Consider the following 16,775-nt stretch of genomic DNA (forward strand, 5'->3'; position numbering starts at 1 on the left):
CGCTCTTCAGCCCTCAGCAGGCGGGGTCGACCCCGAGCAGGTGCAGGAACATCGCGGTCACATCGCGCACAGCCGCGTCGTACGTCTGGGGGTCGGCCGCGGTGAGCTTGGCGAACTGGATGCTCATGCCGCCGACCGCGCGGGCCACGGCCAGCGGATCGGCGACCGGCCGCGCCCTGCCCTCGGCCGCGAGCCGCCGGATGTAGCGGGCCGACCGGTGGACCGGGCGCACCTGGGTCTCCTCCCACAGGGCACGCACGTCGTCGTCGGTCTGCGCCTGCTGCTCCAACAGCCTCAGCAGCGGCAGGTGTCGGGCGTACGCGGCGATGAACGCGGCGGTCGACGCCGCCACGACCTCGCGGGCGTCGTCCCGGTCGACGCCCGGCACGTCCTGTGCCGCGAGGAACGCGTCCCGTACGCGCGCCGCGAGGACGCGGAAGATCTCCTCCTTGGCCGCGAAGTACACATAGAAGCCCGCCCGCGAGACCTCCGCCTCCGCCGTGATGTCGGCGATGGTCGTCGCGCCGTAGCCGCGCCGCGCGAACACGGCCTCGGCGGCGTCCAGGAGCCGCCCACGGGCCGGTGCGTCGCTCCGGTCGCGGGCCGTGCGGGTCGCCCAGGCCCTTTGATGTCGTGCCACGCGGCGAGCTTATTGACGTTGACGCCAATGTCAATGAGCATGGCGGCGCCAGACACCTCAGGAGGGCTTCATGGGTTCTGCCGCCGTGCTCGTCGCCAACCGCGGGGAGATCGCCGTCCGCGTGATGCAGGCCGCCGCGGAGGCCGGACTGCGCACCGTCGCCGTGTACGCGCGGGACGATGCCGCCGCGCGGCACGTTCAACTGGCCGATGAGGCGCAGGCATTGGGAGGCACCGGACCGGCCGCCTACCTTGACGCGGACGCGGTGCTCGCCGCGGCCAAGCGCTCCGGGTGCGAACTGGTGCACCCCGGTTACGGGTTCCTGAGCGAGGACGCTGATTTCGCGGCGCGGTGTGCGGAGGCCGGTCTTCGGTTCGTGGGGCCCTCCCCCGAGGTACTCGGCCTGTTCGGCGACAAGGCACGCGCGCGGGCGCTCGCCGTGCGCTCGGGCGTGCCCGTCCTTGCGGGCACACAGGGGCCCACCAGTCTGGCCGGAGCGGCCGAGTTCCTGGCCGGGCTCGGCCCCTCGGGTGCGGTGATGGTGAAGGCCATCGGTGGTGGCGGCGGACGCGGCATACGGGCCGTACGGCACCCGGACGATCTCGCGGACGCCTGGGAGCGCTGCCGCTCGGAGGCTCTGCAGGGTTTCGGGCGCGCGGAGTTGTACGTGGAGGAGCTGCTGACCGGCGCCCGCCACATCGAGGTCCAGATCCTGGGCGACTCGACCGGCGAGATCACCCACCTCTGGGAGCGCGACTGCAGCGCCCAGCGGCGTCACCAGAAGCTCGTCGAGATCGCCCCGGCACCCGGACTCCCGTCGGCGGTACGGGAGAAGCTCGTGTCCGCGGCTCTCGGACTGGCCCGCGAGTGCGGCTACACCGGTCTCGGCACCTTCGAGTTCCTGCTTCTGGGCGAGGAGTTCCACTTCATCGAGGCCAACCCGCGCCTCCAGGTCGAGCACACGGTCACGGAGCAGGTGACGGGCGTCGATCTGGTCGTGACCCAACTCCGCCTGGCCTTGGGCGATTCGCTCGCCTCTCTCGGGCTCGCGGGCCCTCCGCCACAGCCACGCGGCTACGCACTCCAGGCGCGCGTCAACGCCGAGTCCCTGGCACCCGACGGCAGCGCGATCCCCTCCACGGGCACACTCACCCGCTTCGACGTGCCGACGGGCCCGGGTGTGCGCGTGGACACGGCGGCACGCAACGGCGCCGGGATCGGCGCGCGTTACGACTCGCTGCTCGCGAAAGTCATCACGCACGCCCCGAACGGGGACTTCGCCGCGGTCTGCGAACGGGCGTCGCGCGCGCTCGCGGACTTCGCCGTCGAGGGCGTACGCACCGGAATTCCGCTGCTCCGCGCCCTGCTCTCGCATCCGGGCTTCACGGCAGGCGGCGCGCACACGGGCTTCGTCGCCGAGCACATCGCCGAGCTGCTGCCCGATGAAGCTCAGCGGGTGCTCTCGGGCGCCATCGCGGCGGTCGCCGCCCCCATGGCGGGGACGGTCGTCAGTGTCGACGTGGCGGTGGGCGAACAGGTGGCGGCAGGGCAGCAGTTGCTGGTGCTCGAAGCGATGAAGATGGAGCACGTCCTGCGCGCGGACGCCTCCGGCACCGTGACCGCCCTGCACGCGCGCGTGGGCGACACCACGGCGGAGGGCCACCCCTTGGTGACGGTGGACGCGTCGGCCGCGGGCGAGGCGGCCACCGCACGCGCCGAGGAAGCCGCCGACCCGGACGCCGTCCGCCCCGACCTGGCCGAGGCTCTGGCCCGGCACGCGATCGGCCTGGACGCGCACCGCCCGGACGCCGTCGCCAAGCGCCATCGCATCGGACGCCGCACGGCACGCGAGAACATCCAGGACCTGTGCGACGACGGCACGTTCACGGAATTCGGCGCGCTCGCGATCGCCGCCCAGCGCCGCCGCCGCTCCCTCGACGACCTGATCGCATCGACACCCGCCGACGGCATGGTCACCGGCACGGGGCGGATCGACGGAGTGCGGTGCGTGGCGATGTCGTACGACTACACCGTGCTCGCCGGAACCCAGGGCCTGCAGAACCACCGCAAGACGGACCGGATGCTCCACCTCGCCGAGGAACGGCGCCTGCCCGTGGTGCTTTTCGCGGAGGGCGGCGGCGGACGCCCCGGGGACACCGACACGACGTCCGTCGCCGGGCTCGACGTGCCGACGTTCCATCAGATGGGGCGCCTGAGCGGCCAAGTACCGCTGGTGGGCGTCGCCTCGGGACGGTGCTTCGCGGGTAACGCCGCCCTGCTCGGCTGCTGCGACGTGGTGATCGCGACGCCGGAGGCGAGCATCGGGATGGGCGGCCCCGCGATGATCGAGGGCGGCGGTCTCGGCGTCCACCGCCCCGAAGAGGTCGGCCCCCTGTCCGTCCAGGTGCCGAACGGCGTCGTGGACATCACCGTGGCCGACGAGGCGGAGGCGGTGCGGGTGGCGAGGAAGTACCTCGCCTACTTCTCGTACGAGCAAGGGCCCGGAGGGAGTTGGGAGGCGCCGGACGCGCGGCTGCTGCGGCACGCGGTTCCGGAGAACCGGCGCCGCGCCTATGACGTGCGGGCCGCGATCGAGGGCGTCGCCGACACTGATTCGGTCCTGGAACTGCGCCGCGGCTTCGGCGTCGGGATCATCACGGCTCTCGTACGCGTCGAGGGCCGGCCGATGGGGCTGCTCGCCAACAACCCCGGGCACCTGGGCGGGGCGATCGACCGCGACGCGGCGGACAAGGCGGAGCGCTTCCTGCGGCTGTGTGACGCGTTCGGGCTTCCTGTCGTCTCGCTCTGCGACACACCGGGCTTCATGGTCGGCCCCGACGCCGAACGCACCGCGACCGTACGGCACTTCTCCCGGCTCTTCGTGACCGGCGCCCAGCTCCGCGTCCCTCTGGTGAGCCTGGTGCTGCGCAAGGCGTACGGGCTCGGCGCGATGGCCATGATGGGCGGCTCCACCCGGGCGCCCGTGGCCACGGCGGCGTGGCCGAGCGGCGAGTTCGGCGGGATGGGGCTCGAAGGCGCGGTCCGTCTGGGCTACCGCAAGGAGCTCGCCGCGCTCGCCGATCCCGAGGAGCGGCAGCGGGTCTTCGATGCCCGCGTCGCCGAGTTGTACGAGCACGGCAAGGCGGTGAACGCCGCGGCCGCGCTCGAGATCGACGCGGTCATCGACCCCGCCGAGTCCAGGAGCTGGATCCTTGCGGCGTTGGAGGGGGCGTGCGGGCCGAAGCAGCCGTAACCACCCTCGGGCAGCCCGTCAGTACATGATCCCCACGAGGCCGTCCCCCTGCTCGGCGCAGACGAGTCCGCCCGCGCAACAGGCGCCCCAGCTGCCGAATCCGGGCCCGAAGAGGGTCACCCGCTCCCAGTGCTCCACCGTGGGCCTTGCCCGCGAGAGGCGCAGGCCCAGCTCGTCGACCGCCATATCGGCCGGCGGCGGGCCGTCGGCGGCAGCGGCGAGTCCGGGCAGTACGGCCACGATCTCGGCAGCGGGGTAACCGAACAGATCGATGTCGTCCCAGGCCACCGGAGTCGACTCCGGACCGCCCTGGCCGCCCTTGCCGTCCTGGCCGTCCGCCTGGGCCCGCGCCTGGATCTCCACGCGGGCCAGCCGGTCCGTGGCCCCTGGGCCGCCACCGCCGAATCCCAGGACGACTCCGCCGAGCTCGACGCCGAAGCTCCAGTCCGGTTCGTAGAGGAGGCCGCCGAGCCAGGCGTCGTGCGCGTGCCGAAGCTCCGCGTACTGGCCCAGGGTCAGTCCCATGCACTGCCGGTGGTGCGTGACTTCGTCGGGCGGCAGCAGTTCCAGGATCTCGCCGGGTGTCATCCCGAACTTCAACAGTCCCGCGCCGCCCGGCAGCTCCACGCCGACTTCTCGCAACAACTCCAACATTGCACCATTGTTCACCCGTCAGCCCAGGTGGCAAGGCTGTTGACGAGATCACACAGAAACCGGTTGCGAGGGCGGCGACGGGTCGGCCGTCAGGACTGGGGTCGGCTCCCGTGGTTGGCCGGGTGCTTGCGGCGTGCCTTCTTCTTGCGGCGTCGCTTCGATGACATGCGCTTCCCCTCTCGCCAGGTTCGCCACGAGTGGCTTTTAGTACGTTTTCCACCGTTCCACACCATGGCCCGACCGGCTACTGGATCTCTGCGCCGTCTCGCCGAAGGCCCGTCGGTAGGCGCCGGGTGTGGTGCCCAGATGCGCCCGGAAACGGCGGCGCAGGTTGACCGCCGAGGCGAGTCCGACCCGGGTGGCGACGGCTTCGACCGGCAGGTCGGTCTGCTCGAGCAAGGCCCGCGCCGCGTCGAGGCGCCGACCGAGAAGCCACTGCCCCGGGCTGGTGCCGAGCTGTTCGGTGAACCGCCGGGCGAGGGTCCGCCCGGAGAGTCCCACGTGTTCGGCCAGGTCCCCGAGGGTGAGCGGGGCGTCGAGGCGGGCGGTGGCCCACTCCAGCAGTGGCGCCAATGACTCGTCCGCCCTGACCGGTGCGGCCTCTGCCTGCCGTGCGGCGTACTGGAGCTGGCTGCCCTCCCGGTGCGGCGGCAGCACCATGTTCCGGGCGATCCGGGCCGCGTATGCCGCGCCGTGGTCGGAACGTACGAGGTGCAGGCACAGGTCGATGCCCGCGCCGGTTCCGGCGCTGGTCGCCACGTCGCCGTGGTCCACGAAGAGCACGTCCTGGTCCACCCGCACCTCGGGAAAGGCGGCGGCGAATCGGGCGATGCTGCGCCAGTGGGTAGTGGCGCGGCGGCCGTCGAGCAGTCCGGCCTGAGCCAGGACGAACGCCCCCGTGCAGAGGGCGACGATCCTCGCCCCGCGCCGGTGGGCGGCCCGCAGTGCCGCGGTGACATCGGGTGACACGGGCGCGCCGATCGGCTGCCAGCCGGGGACGACCACGGTGTCCGCCTCCCGCAGAGCCGCAAGACCCGCGCCGACGAGCATCTCGTACCCGATGGTGGTCCGCAGGGGTCCGGGGTGCTCGGCGCAGATACGGAAGCTGTAGTGGGCAGGCACGTCCGGCGGGACGGTGCCGAAGACCTCGGCGGCGCAGGCGAGCTCGAAGGGCGACTGGGGCTGATTGAGCAGGGCCACCACCCGATGGAGGTTCATGGCAGAAAAGTACCCCTCCATGTCTTTCTGGACTCTCGGCCGGGGAGGCCGACCCCGGCGACAGTGGTCCTATGAGTGAGACCACCGAGAGGGAAGTGCTGAGGACCACGGTCCAGGTCGACGGCGAGACGGCCAGCTATCTGACCGTGGAGGCCGCCGAGGCCGCTGCGACCGCCGAGAGCACCGAGACCGCAGAGACCGTTGAGACCGCTGAGACCGCCGAGCAGGACCGCCCGACCGTCCTGTTGCTGCACGGAACGTACTGGAGCCGGGTCTGGCTCCCGGTCCTCGGCCGCATCGCCGAAGCGGGCCTTCGGCCCATCGCGGTCGATCTCCCCGGCCTCGGGCGCTCGGGAGGGGAGCTCACCCCTCAGACGGCCACGGTTCCGGCCCTCGCGGACTGGGTGGCGCGGTTCGCGTCCGCCCTGAAGATCTCCGGGCCCCTTTCCGTGGCGGGCCATGACATCGGCGGCGCCGTCGCCCAGCACCTCCTCGTCCACGAGGGCCTTGATGTGTCCCGCCTCGCCTTGGTCAACTCGGTCACCTACGACTCCTGGCCCGCGCCCCACGTGGCCCGGTTCCGGGGTACGGGGGCCGTCGCGGGGACCACCGTCGACGACGTTCTCGACGCGCGCCGTCAGGCGGTGACGGCGGCGCTGTGCGGTGCCGCGACCGAGCAGCGGATCGCGGAGTATCTGGATCCGTGGACCGATGCGCGGGTCCGGCGCTCCTGGATGGCCATGGCGGGCGCGGCCGACAGCCGCTACACCCTTGATCTCGTTCCCGCGCTGCGGCGGTCCACGGCGCCCAAGCTGCTGATCTGGGGCGAGGAGGACGACTTCGAGAAGGTGGAGTACGCCGAGCGGTTCGCCTCTCAGATGCCGCGGACCACGCTCCTGCGCATCCCGGACGCGGGGCACATCCCCACGGAGAACGCGCCCGGCCGGATCGCCCGCGCGCTCATCGACTTCTTCACGGCGACTTCTTCACGGCGTAGGGCCCCGGTCCGATGATCCGGGCGAGTAGTTCCGCCTCGGCCTCCTCCTCGCCGCACCACACCTCCCCGTAGGCGCGCAGCCACTCCCCCTCGACCAGCACCTGCCCCCGCACACCCCCGTCCCGCTGCCACGCGGCGACCACCCGCGCGGGCCGCGACCGTGGTCGTATCCGCCACGGCGAAGGGCCGAAGCTCCATGTACGATCGCTCCCGCCATGCAGATGAATGCCAACTACACCAGTCTCGTCGCCGTCGGCGACTCCTTCACCGAGGGCATGTCGGACCTGCTGCCCGACGGCAGCTACCGCGGCTGGGCCGATCTGCTGGCCGCCCGAATGGCTGCCGTGTCCCCCGGTTTCCGGTACGCGAACCTCGCGGTGCGCGGGAAACTCATCGCGCAGATCGTGGCCGAGCAGGTGGACGTCGCCGCCGCCATGCAGCCCGATGTGATCACCCTGGTGGGCGGCCTCAACGACACGCTGCGCCCCAAGTGCGACATGGTCCGCGTACGCGACCTCCTCGAGGAAGCGGTGGAACGGCTCGCCCCCGCGTGCAAGCAGCTGGTCCTGATGCACAGCCCTGGCCGGAACGGCCCCGTGTTCCAGCGGTTCCGCCCCCGCATGGAAGAACTCTTCGTCCACATCGACGAGTTGGCGGCACGGCACGGCGCCACGGTCGTGGACCTGTACGGATCAGCCGTGCTCGGCGACCAGCGCATGTGGGACGTGGACCGGCTGCACCTGACGCCCGAGGGTCATCGCAGGGTCGCGGAAGCGGTGTGGCAATCGCTCGGTTACGCCCCCGAGGACGACTGGAACTCCCTGCTCCCGGCCGCCGCCCCGCCGAACTGGACGGCGCGCCGCGTCGGCGACGTCCGCTTCGCGCGCCAGCATCTCGTCCCGTGGATCGGCCGCCGCCTCACGGGCCGCTCCTCCGGGGACGGTCTCCCGGCCAAGCGGCCCGATCTGCTGCCGTACGAGGACGACCCGCGCATGTAGACGCGTCCCGCGCACGTGAGCGCGTCGCAGCGCTCCGCGTACCCGCCCTGCTCCTCCGCCCTCGCCCTGCCCCTCCGCCTCGTCCTACTCCTCCACCTCGTCCTCGAAGTGCAGCGCGATGGACTGCAGCACGTCCGCCGACGTCACATCGGTGCGCCCCTCGTCGTGGGCTTCGGCGAGTTGCGCGAAGGAAAAGGCGAAGGCCGAGGTGATCTGTTCGATGACGGGGCTCAGTTCCCGGCCCACCACCTCGGCGACCTCGATGGGGGTGGCATCGGCGGGGATCTCGATGCGCGGCAGCATCTCCTCGAGCATCGTGCCCACCGCGCCGCTGGGTTCGACCTCGCCTTCCGGGTTCTCCCGTACCTGTCGGCGCATCTCGATCGCCTCGGTCAGGATGCCGACGACTCTTTGGATGATCTCGCGCTGCTCCATGCCGTGAAGCCTAGACGTACGCGGATCACGACCAGTTGTGGCGCCCTGGGCTGCTCGTGTCGCGACCGGCTCCCGCCCGGTGCGGGGAGCGGCCGCGGACAGCGGTCTGGAGGATGCTCCAACGGCCCGGACTTCCCGGACTGTACGGACGGTCAAAGGCCAGGTCGGACGGCAGGTAAACTCAGGACACGTGACTGCCGCGCCTGCAAAGCCCCGTATCCCGAACGTCCTCGCCGGGCGTTATGCCTCCGCCGAGCTCGCCACCCTCTGGTCGCCCGAACAGAAGGTGAAGCTGGAGCGTCAGCTCTGGCTCGCCGTCCTGCGGGCGCAGAAGGACCTGGGGATCGAGGTGCCGGACGCCGCCCTCGCCGACTACGAGCGGGTCGTCGACGACGTCGACCTCGCCTCGATCGCCGAGCGCGAGAAGGTCACCCGCCATGACGTGAAGGCCCGCATCGAGGAGTTCAACGCGCTCGCCGGGCACGAGCAGGTCCACAAGGGCATGACGTCGCGCGACCTGACCGAGAACGTGGAGCAGCTCCAGGTCCGGCTCTCCCTGGAGCTGGTGCGCGATCGCACCGTCGCGGTGCTCGCGCGGCTCGGGAAGCTGTCGGGCGAGTACGCCGAGCTGGTCATGGCGGGCCGTTCGCACAACGTCGCCGCGCAGGCGACGACCCTGGGCAAGCGTTTCGCGACGACCGCCGACGAGCTGCTCGTCGCGTACCGCCGCGTCGACGACCTCCTGCGCCGCTACCCGCTGCGCGGCATCAAGGGCCCCGTCGGCACCGCCCAGGACATGCTCGACCTGCTCGGCGGAGACGCCGAGAAGCTCACCGACCTCGAACAGCGGATCGCCGGTCACCTCGGCTTCGACCGTGCCTTCACCTCGGTCGGCCAGGTCTACCCGCGCTCCCTCGACTACGAGGTCGTCACCGCCCTGGTGCAGCTCGCCTCAGGACCTTCCTCGCTGGCCAAGACGATCCGTCTGATGGCCGGGCACGAGCTCGTCACCGAGGGCTTCAAGCCGGGTCAGGTCGGCTCGTCCGCGATGCCGCACAAGATGAACACCCGCTCCTGCGAGCGCGTCAACGGCCTCACCGTCATCCTGCGCGGCTACGCCTCGATGACCGGCGAGCTGGCGGGCGACCAGTGGAACGAGGGCGACGTCTCCTGCTCGGTCGTACGCCGTGTCGCCCTGCCCGACGCGTTCTTCGCGCTGGACGGGCTCCTGGAGACCTTCCTGACCGTGCTCGACGAGTTCGGCGCCTTCCCGGCCGTCGTCGCGCGTGAGCTGGACCGCTACCTCCCCTTCCTCGCCACGACCAAGGTCCTGATGGCCTCGGTGCGAGCGGGCGTCGGCCGCGAGGAGGCCCACGAGGCCATCAAGGAGAACGCCGTCGCGTCGGCGCTCGCCATGCGCGAGCAGGGCGCCGAGCGCAACGAACTCCTCGACAAGCTCGCCTCCGACTCGCGGATTCCGCTGGACCGCGCCGAGCTCGACGCGCTCATGGCCGACAAGCTGTCGTTCACGGGTGCGGCCGGTGACCAGGTCGCCGCCGTCGTCGCCCAGATCGAGGTGCTGCTCAAGGAGCACCCCGAGGCCGCGGCCTACGCCCCCGGCGCGATCCTCTAGAACCCCCGGCAGCAGCCTCCCGGCGGGGACGTCGTCCTACAGGCCTACAGACCTACAGGCCGACGTCCCTGCTGCGGAAGTCCTCCAGGGACTCGCGCCGCACCAGGAGCCGCGCGTGCCCGTCGGCCACGGCGACCACGGGCGGACGCCCCACGAGGTTGTAGCCGGACGCCATCGAGAGGTGGTACGCCCCGGCCACCGGCACGCCCAGGATGTCTCCCGGCCGTACGTCGCCCGGCAGTTCGATGTCGGAGGCGAGCACGTCGCCCGCCTCGCAGTGCCGTCCGACGACGGTCGCGGGCGCGGACGCGACCGTGGAGTGCCTGCCGATGAGACGCGGCGCGTACCGCACGCCGTACAGCGCGGGCCGCGGGTTGTCGCTCATTCCGCCGTCCACGGCGACGAAGGTGCGTCCGCCGCTCCGTTTGACGGCGAGCACGCGGTAGAGGGCCACTCCGGCGGGGCCCACGACGGCCCTTCCCGGTTCGATGAGCAGCTTGGGCACGGTGAGCCCGGCCGCCGCGCAGCTCTCGGTCAGTTCGGCGCGCACCTTGCGGGCGAGCGTGGTGATGTCGAGGGCCTGCTCGCCGGGGCGGTAGGCGATGCCGTGGCCGCCGCCGAGGTCGAGTTCGGGGAGGGTGACGCCGTGCTGGTCCTTGGTGCGGGCCATCAGGCCGACCAGCCGGCGTACGGCGGCGAGGAACGGCTTGTCGGTGGTGATCTGCGATCCCAAGTGGCAGTGCAGGCCCGTGAGTTCCAGTCCTGGCTGGCCGATGACGCGGGCGATGGCGTGCTGCGCGGAGCCGTCGGTGATCGACAGGCCGAACTTCTGGTCGTCGGTCCCGGTGCGGATCTTGGCGTGCCCGCCCGCCGCGATGCCCGGCACCACCCGGACCATCACCTTCTGACGGCTGCCCGGCGGCACGGCCGCGGCGAGCCGCGCGATCTCGGATGCGCTGTCGATGACGATGCGCCCGACGCCGAGCCGCAGTGCGGCCTCCAGGTCGTGCGGGCTCTTCGCGTTGCCGTGCAGCACGATGCGCTCGGCGGGGAAGCCCGTGGTCACGGCGAGCTCAAGCTCCCCCGCCGAACAGACGTCGAGGCCGAGCCCCTCCTCGGCGACCCAGTGGGCCATCGCGCGGCACAGGAACGCCTTCGCGGCGTAGTGCACTTCGGCGTCCGGGAAGGCGTGCAGGTAGGTGCGGCAGCGTGTCCGTACGTCGCCTTCGTCGATGAGGTAGGCCGGGGTGCCGAAGCGCTCGGCGATGTCGGTGAGCGGTACGCCGCCGACGGCGAGGTCGCCATGGGCCAGACGCGCGGTGGACGCGGGCCAGACGGACAGGTCGTCGTCGGCGGTGGCGTCCGGGGTCAGGGGTTCGTGCAGGGTGGTCATGGGCAGGTTCTCTCTTCGCCTCGTCCTCGTCCTCTTACGGGTTCCGCCTGCGGTGCCGCGTCCTCAGCCGATCCAGGTGCTCAGGGCGCCGACCAGTGCGGCGGCGCCGGTGACACGCAGCGCGCCGACGGCCCGCGGGTCCCGTTCGCGCCAGGCGGCGGTGCGCCTCTTGGGCGCGCCGACGGGGTGCGCGGCGAGCCGCGGGTCGACGGTGACCTCGTGGACGCCGAGCGGCTCGGTGAGCGCACGGAGCGCCGGCTCCGAGAGCCTGATCCAGGCCTGGCGGGCGCCGAGGGCCGCACTGAGGCGCTGGGGGGTGGTGAAGGCGACGGCGGTTCGGACGCCGACGGGTGTGCGGAACAGGCGGGCGACGCTGCCCGCGGGTCCCGGCCGGACGGGGACGAAGAGCGGTCCGGCCGGGCCGGGTTCGAGGGGTTCGGGGTCCTCGCCGCACTGTTGCTCTGCCATGGGGTTCCTCCTTGAGGATCCTGTTCGGTGAACGGTGGCCCCCGGTCCGGACGGGAACCCGGGGGCGGCTCCTGACGCTATGCCCGGCGCCGGGTGCCACCTGCCCCTCCATGACGGGACGTTGACGGTGACGGGGCACGTGTTGACGAGGGCTTGACGAGGTCACGCCTCGTCCGGACGGCGGCCCTTCCGGACCTGCCCGTCAAGCCCCCGTAAAAGCGACGGCGCGCCGCGTCAGCACCGCATCAAGGTTCGACGCGGCTGTATTCCCGCCCCTGCGAGATACCTAGCGTCCTCCTCATGGCCCGACGCATGACGCGCCCCGCACGGCGCACCTTCGGCACCCCCGGCATCCCCGGAGTCCGTACGACGCCTCTGTGGACGCACGACCGCACCTGGGCCGGGGACGCACGCTCCGCCGCGGCCTGCGGCGCACTGTTGTTCGGACTGCTGCTCGCGCTCGACACGGCCACCGGCAGGCTCATCCCCTGGCGGGCGCTGCTCTGGCTGGGACTCGGTGTGCTGCTGTTCGCCGCGCTCACGCCGCCGCGTGTGGCGGCGCACGACACGACCCTGGTCTCACGTGGTCCGATCCGTGTCCGGTCGGTGCGTCTCGATCGTCTCGTGGCGGTGCGCCGGTCCGACGGCATCGCACCGCGGCTCGTCCTGCGGGACGCGTCCGGCGGAGAGGTCGTACTCGACCCCGAGGTACTCGTCGTCAATCCGCCGCTCTGGCGCCTCGTGGCCCAGGGAGCCCGCACATCGTCCGCCGACGGCTCGCTCCTGTCCGGGGCGACCGCGCTGCGCCGACTGTCGGAACGTATCGACCGCGACACGGCCGAAGGGGTCTTCAAGGCCTCTGGCCTGGAGTGATTCCGGGGTGGGCACGGCGAGGCCCGGACCCCGCCCCGCCGTAGCCGTGCACTCGTTCGAGATCAAGAGCGTACGGAAGAGGTCAAGGTCACAGCCCTACCCGGCACCGAGTGCCAGGGGTTCCGCCCTAGCATCATGCCCATGACGGTCCTGCCTGACGACGGGCTTTCCCTGGCCGCCGAGTTCCCTGATGCGACCCATGAGCAGTGGCAGCGCCTGGTGGAAGGCGTGCTGCGCAAATCGGGTAAGGACGCATCGGGGCCGGCCGCAGAGGAAGCGCTGTCCACCGCGCTCGATGACGGGCTCATCACCCGCCCCCTGTACACCTCCCGAGACACCGCGCCTGACGCCGGTTACCCGGGTTTCGCCCCCTATGTCAGGGGCGGCACCGCCGCAGGCAGTGCCGCGGCGGGCTGGGACGTACGGCAGCGGCACACGACCACCGACCCCGCGGCCACGAACGAGACCGTGCTCGCCGACCTGGAGAACGGCGTCACCTCGCTGTGGCTCGGCGTCGGCCCCGGCGCGCTCCCGGTCTCCGGCATCGAGCGCGCCCTTGACGGCGTCTTCCTCGACCTGGCGCCCCTCGCCCTGGACGCGGGCGGCGACGTCGGGCCCGCGGCAAGGGAGTTGTTCCGGCTCTACGAGGAGCGGGGCATCCCGAAGGACGCACCTGGCGGCACCCTCGGCGCCGACCACCTCGGCCACGAGGCCCGCACCGGCGAGCGGCTCGACCCCGCCACCGCGATCGAACTGGCCCGGCTGTGCGGGCAGGAGTACCCGAACCTGCGCGCGCTGGCCGTCGACGCCCTGCCGTACCACGAGGCGGGCGGCTCGGCCGCGCAGGAGCTCGGCGCGTCGCTCGCCACGGCGGTCGCCTACCTCCGCGAGCTGACCGAGGCCGGACTCACGGTCGAAGCCGCCTGCGCCCAGCTGGAGTTCCGGTACGCGGCCACCGCCGACCAGTTCCTGACCATCGCCAAGCTGCGGGCGGCTCGGCGGCTCTGGGCCCGCGTGGCCCAGGCCTGCGGCGCCCCGGACGCGGGGGCGCAGCGCCAGCACGCCGTGACCTCGCCGGTGATGATGTCGCGCCGTGATCCGTGGGTGAACATGCTGCGGACGACGGTGGCCTGCCTCGGTGCGGGTGTCGGTGGCGCCGACTCCGTCACCGTCCTGCCCTTCGACCACTCGCTCGGCCTGCCGGACGCGTTCGCGCGCCGCATCGCCCGCAACACCTCGACGATCCTCCTCGAAGAGTCGCACCTCGCCCGCGTGATCGACCCGGCGGGCGGCTCCTGGTACGTGGAGCGGCTCACGGACGAACTCGCCCACGCGGGCTGGGAGTTCTTCCAGGAGATCGAGCGCGCGGGCGGCCAGGCGGCGGCTCTGCGCTCCGGCCTGATCGGTGAACGCCTCGCCGCCACCTGGGCGAAGCGCAGCGAGAAGCTGGCCAAGCGGCGCGAACCGATCACCGGTGTCAGCGAGTTCCCGAACCTGACGGAGCGTCCGGTCGAGCGCGTGGCCCCGCCCGCCGAACCGTCGGGCGGCCTGCCGCGCGTCCGCCGCGACGAGGCGTACGAGATCCTGCGCTCACGCTCGGACGCCCACCTCGCATCGGCGGGGACCCGCCCCCGGGTGTTCCTCGCCGCGCTCGGCCCCGCCGCCGCGCACACCGCGCGGGCCTCCTTCGCCTCGAACCTCTTCCAGGCGGGCGGCATCGAGGCCGTCCACGACCCGGTGTCGGTGGACGCGACGACCGCCGCCGACGCGTTCAAGGCGAGCGGCGCCACGGTGGCGTGCCTCTGCTCCAGCGACGCGCTCTACGAGGAGCAGGCCGCGGAGGTCGCCGATGCGCTCAAGTCGGCAGGTGCACAAAGGGTGTTCCTCGCGGGACGGCCGGCGGAGCACGCCGGCGTCGACGCGTACGTCTTCGCGGGCTGCGACGCCGTGGCCGTGCTCTCCTCCACCCTCGACCACATGGGAGTGGCGTAATGGCGATCCCCGACTTCTCCGACGTCGACCTGACGCCGGACGCCTCCTCCGAGGTCTCCGAGTCTCCCGCCGTCTCCAAGGACCAGTGGCGCAGCGCCGTCAAGGAGTCCACGGGCAAGGCCGACGACGACCTCCTGTGGGAGACCCCGGAGGGCATCGCGGTCAAGCCGCTGTACACCGGCGCCGACCTCGAAGGCCTCGACTTCCTCTCGACGTACCCGGGCGTGGCGCCGTATCTGCGCGGCCCCTACCCCACGATGTACGTCAACCAGCCCTGGACGATCCGGCAGTACGCGGGGTTCTCGACCGCCGAGGAGTCCAACGCCTTCTACCGCCGCAACCTCGCGGCAGGGCAGAAGGGCCTCTCGGTCGCCTTCGACCTGCCGACCCACCGCGGCTACGACAGTGACCACCCGCGGGTGACCGGCGACGTCGGCATGGCGGGCGTCGCGATCGACTCGATCTACGACATGCGTCAGCTCTTCGACGGCATTCCGCTGGACAAGATGACGGTGTCGATGACGATGAACGGCGCCGTGCTCCCCGTACTCGCGCTGTACATCGTGGCCGCCGAGGAACAGGGCGTGGCGCCCGAGAAGCTGGCCGGGACCATCCAGAACGACATTCTCAAAGAGTTCATGGTCCGCAACACCTACATCTATCCGCCCAAGCCCTCGATGCGGATCATCTCCGACATCTTCGCGTACACCTCGCAGAAGATGCCGCGCTACAACTCCATCTCGATCTCCGGCTATCACATCCAAGAGGCGGGCGCGACAGCGGACTTGGAGCTGGCGTACACCCTTGCGGACGGCGTGGAGTATCTGCGGGCCGGTCAGGAAGCGGGCCTGGACGTGGACGCGTTCGCGCCGCGGCTCTCCTTCTTCTGGGCGATCGGCATGAACTTCTTCATGGAGGTCGCCAAGCTCCGCGCGGCGCGCCTCCTCTGGGCGAAGCTGGTCAAGCAGTTCGACCCGAAGAACGCCAAGTCGCTCTCCCTGCGCACCCATTCACAGACCTCCGGCTGGTCGCTCACCGCGCAGGACGTGTTCAACAACGTCACGCGTACGTGCGTCGAGGCGATGGCGGCGACACAGGGCCACACCCAGTCGCTGCACACGAACGCCCTCGACGAGGCGCTCGCCCTGCCGACCGACTTCTCCGCGCGCATCGCCCGCAACACCCAGCTGCTCATCCAGCAGGAGTCGGGCACGACGCGGTCGATCGACCCGTGGGGCGGCAGCGCGTACGTCGAGAAGCTGACGCACGACCTGGCTCGGCGCGCATGGCAGCACATCGAGGAGGTCGAGGCGGCGGGCGGCATGGCGCAGGCCATCGACGCGGGCATCCCGAAGCTGCGCGTCGAGGAGGCGGCGGCCCGTACGCAGGCGCGGATCGACTCGGGGCGCCAGCCCGTCATCGGCGTCAACAAGTACCGCGTGGAGACCGACGAGCGGATCGACGTCCGGGCGGTCGACAACTCCTCCGTGCGCACCCAGCAGATCGCCAAGCTGAAGCGCCTTCGCGAGGAGCGCGACGAGGCGGCCTGCCAGGACGCGCTGCGGGCGCTGACGGCGGCGGCCGGGAGGGACCCCGGTCCGGGCCTCGAAGGCAATCTCCTGGCGCTCGCGGTCGACGCGGCCCGCGCGAAGGCGACGGTCGGCGAGATCTCCGACGCCCTGGAGTCCTCCTACGGGCGGCACGCGGGGCAGATCCGTACGATCTCCGGTGTGTACCGCACCGAAGCAGGCTCGTCCCCGTCCGTGGAACGCACCCGCACGCTCGTCGGGTCCTTCGAGGAGGCCGAGGGGCGCCGTCCGCGCATCCTCGTCGCCAAGATGGGCCAGGACGGCCACGACCGCGGCCAGAAGGTCATCGCCACCGCCTTCGCCGACCTCGGCTTCGACGTGGACGTCGGCCCGCTCTTCCAGACCCCGGCGGAGGTCGCACGCCAGGCGGTCGAGGCGGACGTCCACATCGTCGGTGTCTCGTCGCTCGCCGCCGGGCACCTCACCCTGGTACCGGCGCTGCGTGCGGAGCTCGCCGCCGAGGGCCGCGAGGACATCATGATCGTCGTGGGCGGTGTGATCCCGCCGCAGGACGTGCCGACCTTGCTGGAGATGGGCGCCGCTGCCGTCTTCCCGCCCGGCACGGTGATCCCGGACGCCGCGTACGACCTGGTGAAGCGGCTGGCGGCCGACCTCGGCCACGAGCTGTGAGC

Annotated in this window: 14 protein-coding genes; 7 read left to right on the forward strand and 7 right to left on the reverse strand. The window is 71.8% G+C overall.

Going from position 1 to position 16,775, the window contains the following annotated elements:
* Positions 1 to 13: 13 nt before the first annotated feature.
* Positions 14 to 640 (reverse strand): TetR/AcrR family transcriptional regulator, encoded by a 627-nt coding sequence (locus ACZ5CR_RS25085; RefSeq protein ID WP_468861075.1) that lies wholly within the window; start codon positions 638 to 640, stop codon positions 14 to 16.
* 70 nt (positions 641 to 710) lie between these two features.
* On the opposite strand from ACZ5CR_RS25085, the gene ACZ5CR_RS25090 reads away from it, so the two are divergent.
* The gene (locus ACZ5CR_RS25090) at positions 711 to 3,893 is read left to right on the forward strand and encodes a carboxyl transferase domain-containing protein (protein ID WP_468861078.1); all 3,183 of its coding nucleotides are present in this window, start codon (positions 711 to 713) and stop codon (positions 3,891 to 3,893) included.
* 18 nt (positions 3,894 to 3,911) lie between these two features.
* Here the strand turns inward: ACZ5CR_RS25090 and ACZ5CR_RS25095 are convergent, their stop codons facing one another.
* The gene (locus ACZ5CR_RS25095) at positions 3,912 to 4,547 is read right to left on the reverse strand and encodes a hypothetical protein (RefSeq protein ID WP_468861080.1); all 636 of its coding nucleotides are present in this window, start codon (positions 4,545 to 4,547) and stop codon (positions 3,912 to 3,914) included.
* A 204-nt stretch (positions 4,548 to 4,751) separates the two neighbouring features.
* Complete coding sequence (locus ACZ5CR_RS25100; protein ID WP_468861083.1) at positions 4,752 to 5,765, reverse strand: GlxA family transcriptional regulator; 1,014 nt, start codon at positions 5,763 to 5,765, stop codon at positions 4,752 to 4,754.
* 71 nt (positions 5,766 to 5,836) lie between these two features.
* Between ACZ5CR_RS25100 and ACZ5CR_RS25105 the strand changes: the two genes are divergently transcribed.
* Positions 5,837 to 6,778 (forward strand): alpha/beta fold hydrolase, encoded by a 942-nt coding sequence (locus ACZ5CR_RS25105; RefSeq protein ID WP_468861085.1) that lies wholly within the window; start codon positions 5,837 to 5,839, stop codon positions 6,776 to 6,778.
* Here ACZ5CR_RS25105 and ACZ5CR_RS25110 read toward each other — a convergent pair.
* Positions 6,738 to 6,905, reverse strand: coding sequence for a hypothetical protein (locus ACZ5CR_RS25110; RefSeq protein WP_468861087.1), 168 nt, complete (start codon positions 6,903 to 6,905; stop codon positions 6,738 to 6,740). The two genes, ACZ5CR_RS25105 and ACZ5CR_RS25110, sit on opposite strands and share 41 nt — an antisense overlap.
* 72 nt (positions 6,906 to 6,977) lie before the next feature.
* Here ACZ5CR_RS25110 and ACZ5CR_RS25115 point away from each other — a divergent pair, with 72 nt between their 5' ends.
* Entirely contained in the window at positions 6,978 to 7,760 is a 783-nt protein-coding gene (locus ACZ5CR_RS25115; protein ID WP_468861090.1) for an SGNH/GDSL hydrolase family protein, read from the forward strand.
* An 84-nt stretch (positions 7,761 to 7,844) separates the two neighbouring features.
* Here ACZ5CR_RS25115 and ACZ5CR_RS25120 read toward each other — a convergent pair whose 3' ends face one another.
* Positions 7,845 to 8,195, reverse strand: a complete 351-nt coding sequence (locus ACZ5CR_RS25120) for a hypothetical protein (RefSeq protein ID WP_389905531.1) — start codon at positions 8,193 to 8,195, stop codon at positions 7,845 to 7,847.
* A gap of 190 nt (positions 8,196 to 8,385) precedes the next feature.
* On the opposite strand from ACZ5CR_RS25120, the gene purB reads away from it, so the two are divergent.
* Positions 8,386 to 9,828 carry an adenylosuccinate lyase gene (gene purB / locus ACZ5CR_RS25125; RefSeq protein ID WP_468861093.1) on the forward strand — a complete coding sequence of 481 codons (1,443 nt, stop codon included), beginning with the start codon at positions 8,386 to 8,388 and terminating at the stop codon, positions 9,826 to 9,828.
* Between the two features lie 52 nt (positions 9,829 to 9,880).
* Here the strand turns inward: purB and lysA are convergent, their stop codons facing one another.
* A complete protein-coding gene (gene lysA / locus ACZ5CR_RS25130; RefSeq protein WP_468861096.1) occupies positions 9,881 to 11,221 on the reverse strand; it encodes a diaminopimelate decarboxylase in 1,341 nt (446 codons plus the stop codon).
* 63 nt (positions 11,222 to 11,284) lie between these two features.
* Positions 11,285 to 11,689, reverse strand: coding sequence for an SAV_915 family protein (locus ACZ5CR_RS25135; RefSeq protein WP_468861098.1), 405 nt, complete (start codon positions 11,687 to 11,689; stop codon positions 11,285 to 11,287).
* Positions 11,690 to 11,989: 300 nt separating this feature from the next.
* Between ACZ5CR_RS25135 and ACZ5CR_RS25140 the strand changes: the two genes are divergently transcribed.
* From ACZ5CR_RS25140 to scpA, 3 genes are all read left to right on the forward strand, one after another.
* Positions 11,990 to 12,562, forward strand: a complete 573-nt coding sequence (locus ACZ5CR_RS25140; protein WP_468861100.1) for a hypothetical protein — start codon at positions 11,990 to 11,992, stop codon at positions 12,560 to 12,562.
* 141 nt (positions 12,563 to 12,703) lie between these two features.
* Positions 12,704 to 14,554 (forward strand): methylmalonyl-CoA mutase family protein, encoded by a 1,851-nt coding sequence (locus ACZ5CR_RS25145; protein ID WP_468861102.1) that lies wholly within the window; start codon positions 12,704 to 12,706, stop codon positions 14,552 to 14,554.
* On the forward strand, positions 14,554 to 16,773 hold the full coding sequence (scpA, locus tag ACZ5CR_RS25150; RefSeq protein ID WP_468861105.1) for a methylmalonyl-CoA mutase: 2,220 nt from the start codon (positions 14,554 to 14,556) through the stop codon (positions 16,771 to 16,773). The genes ACZ5CR_RS25145 and scpA overlap by 1 nt, the downstream gene beginning before the upstream one ends.
* Positions 16,774 to 16,775: the final 2 nt, after the last annotated feature.

This window comes from Streptomyces sp. NPDC031274, assembly GCF_055570235.1.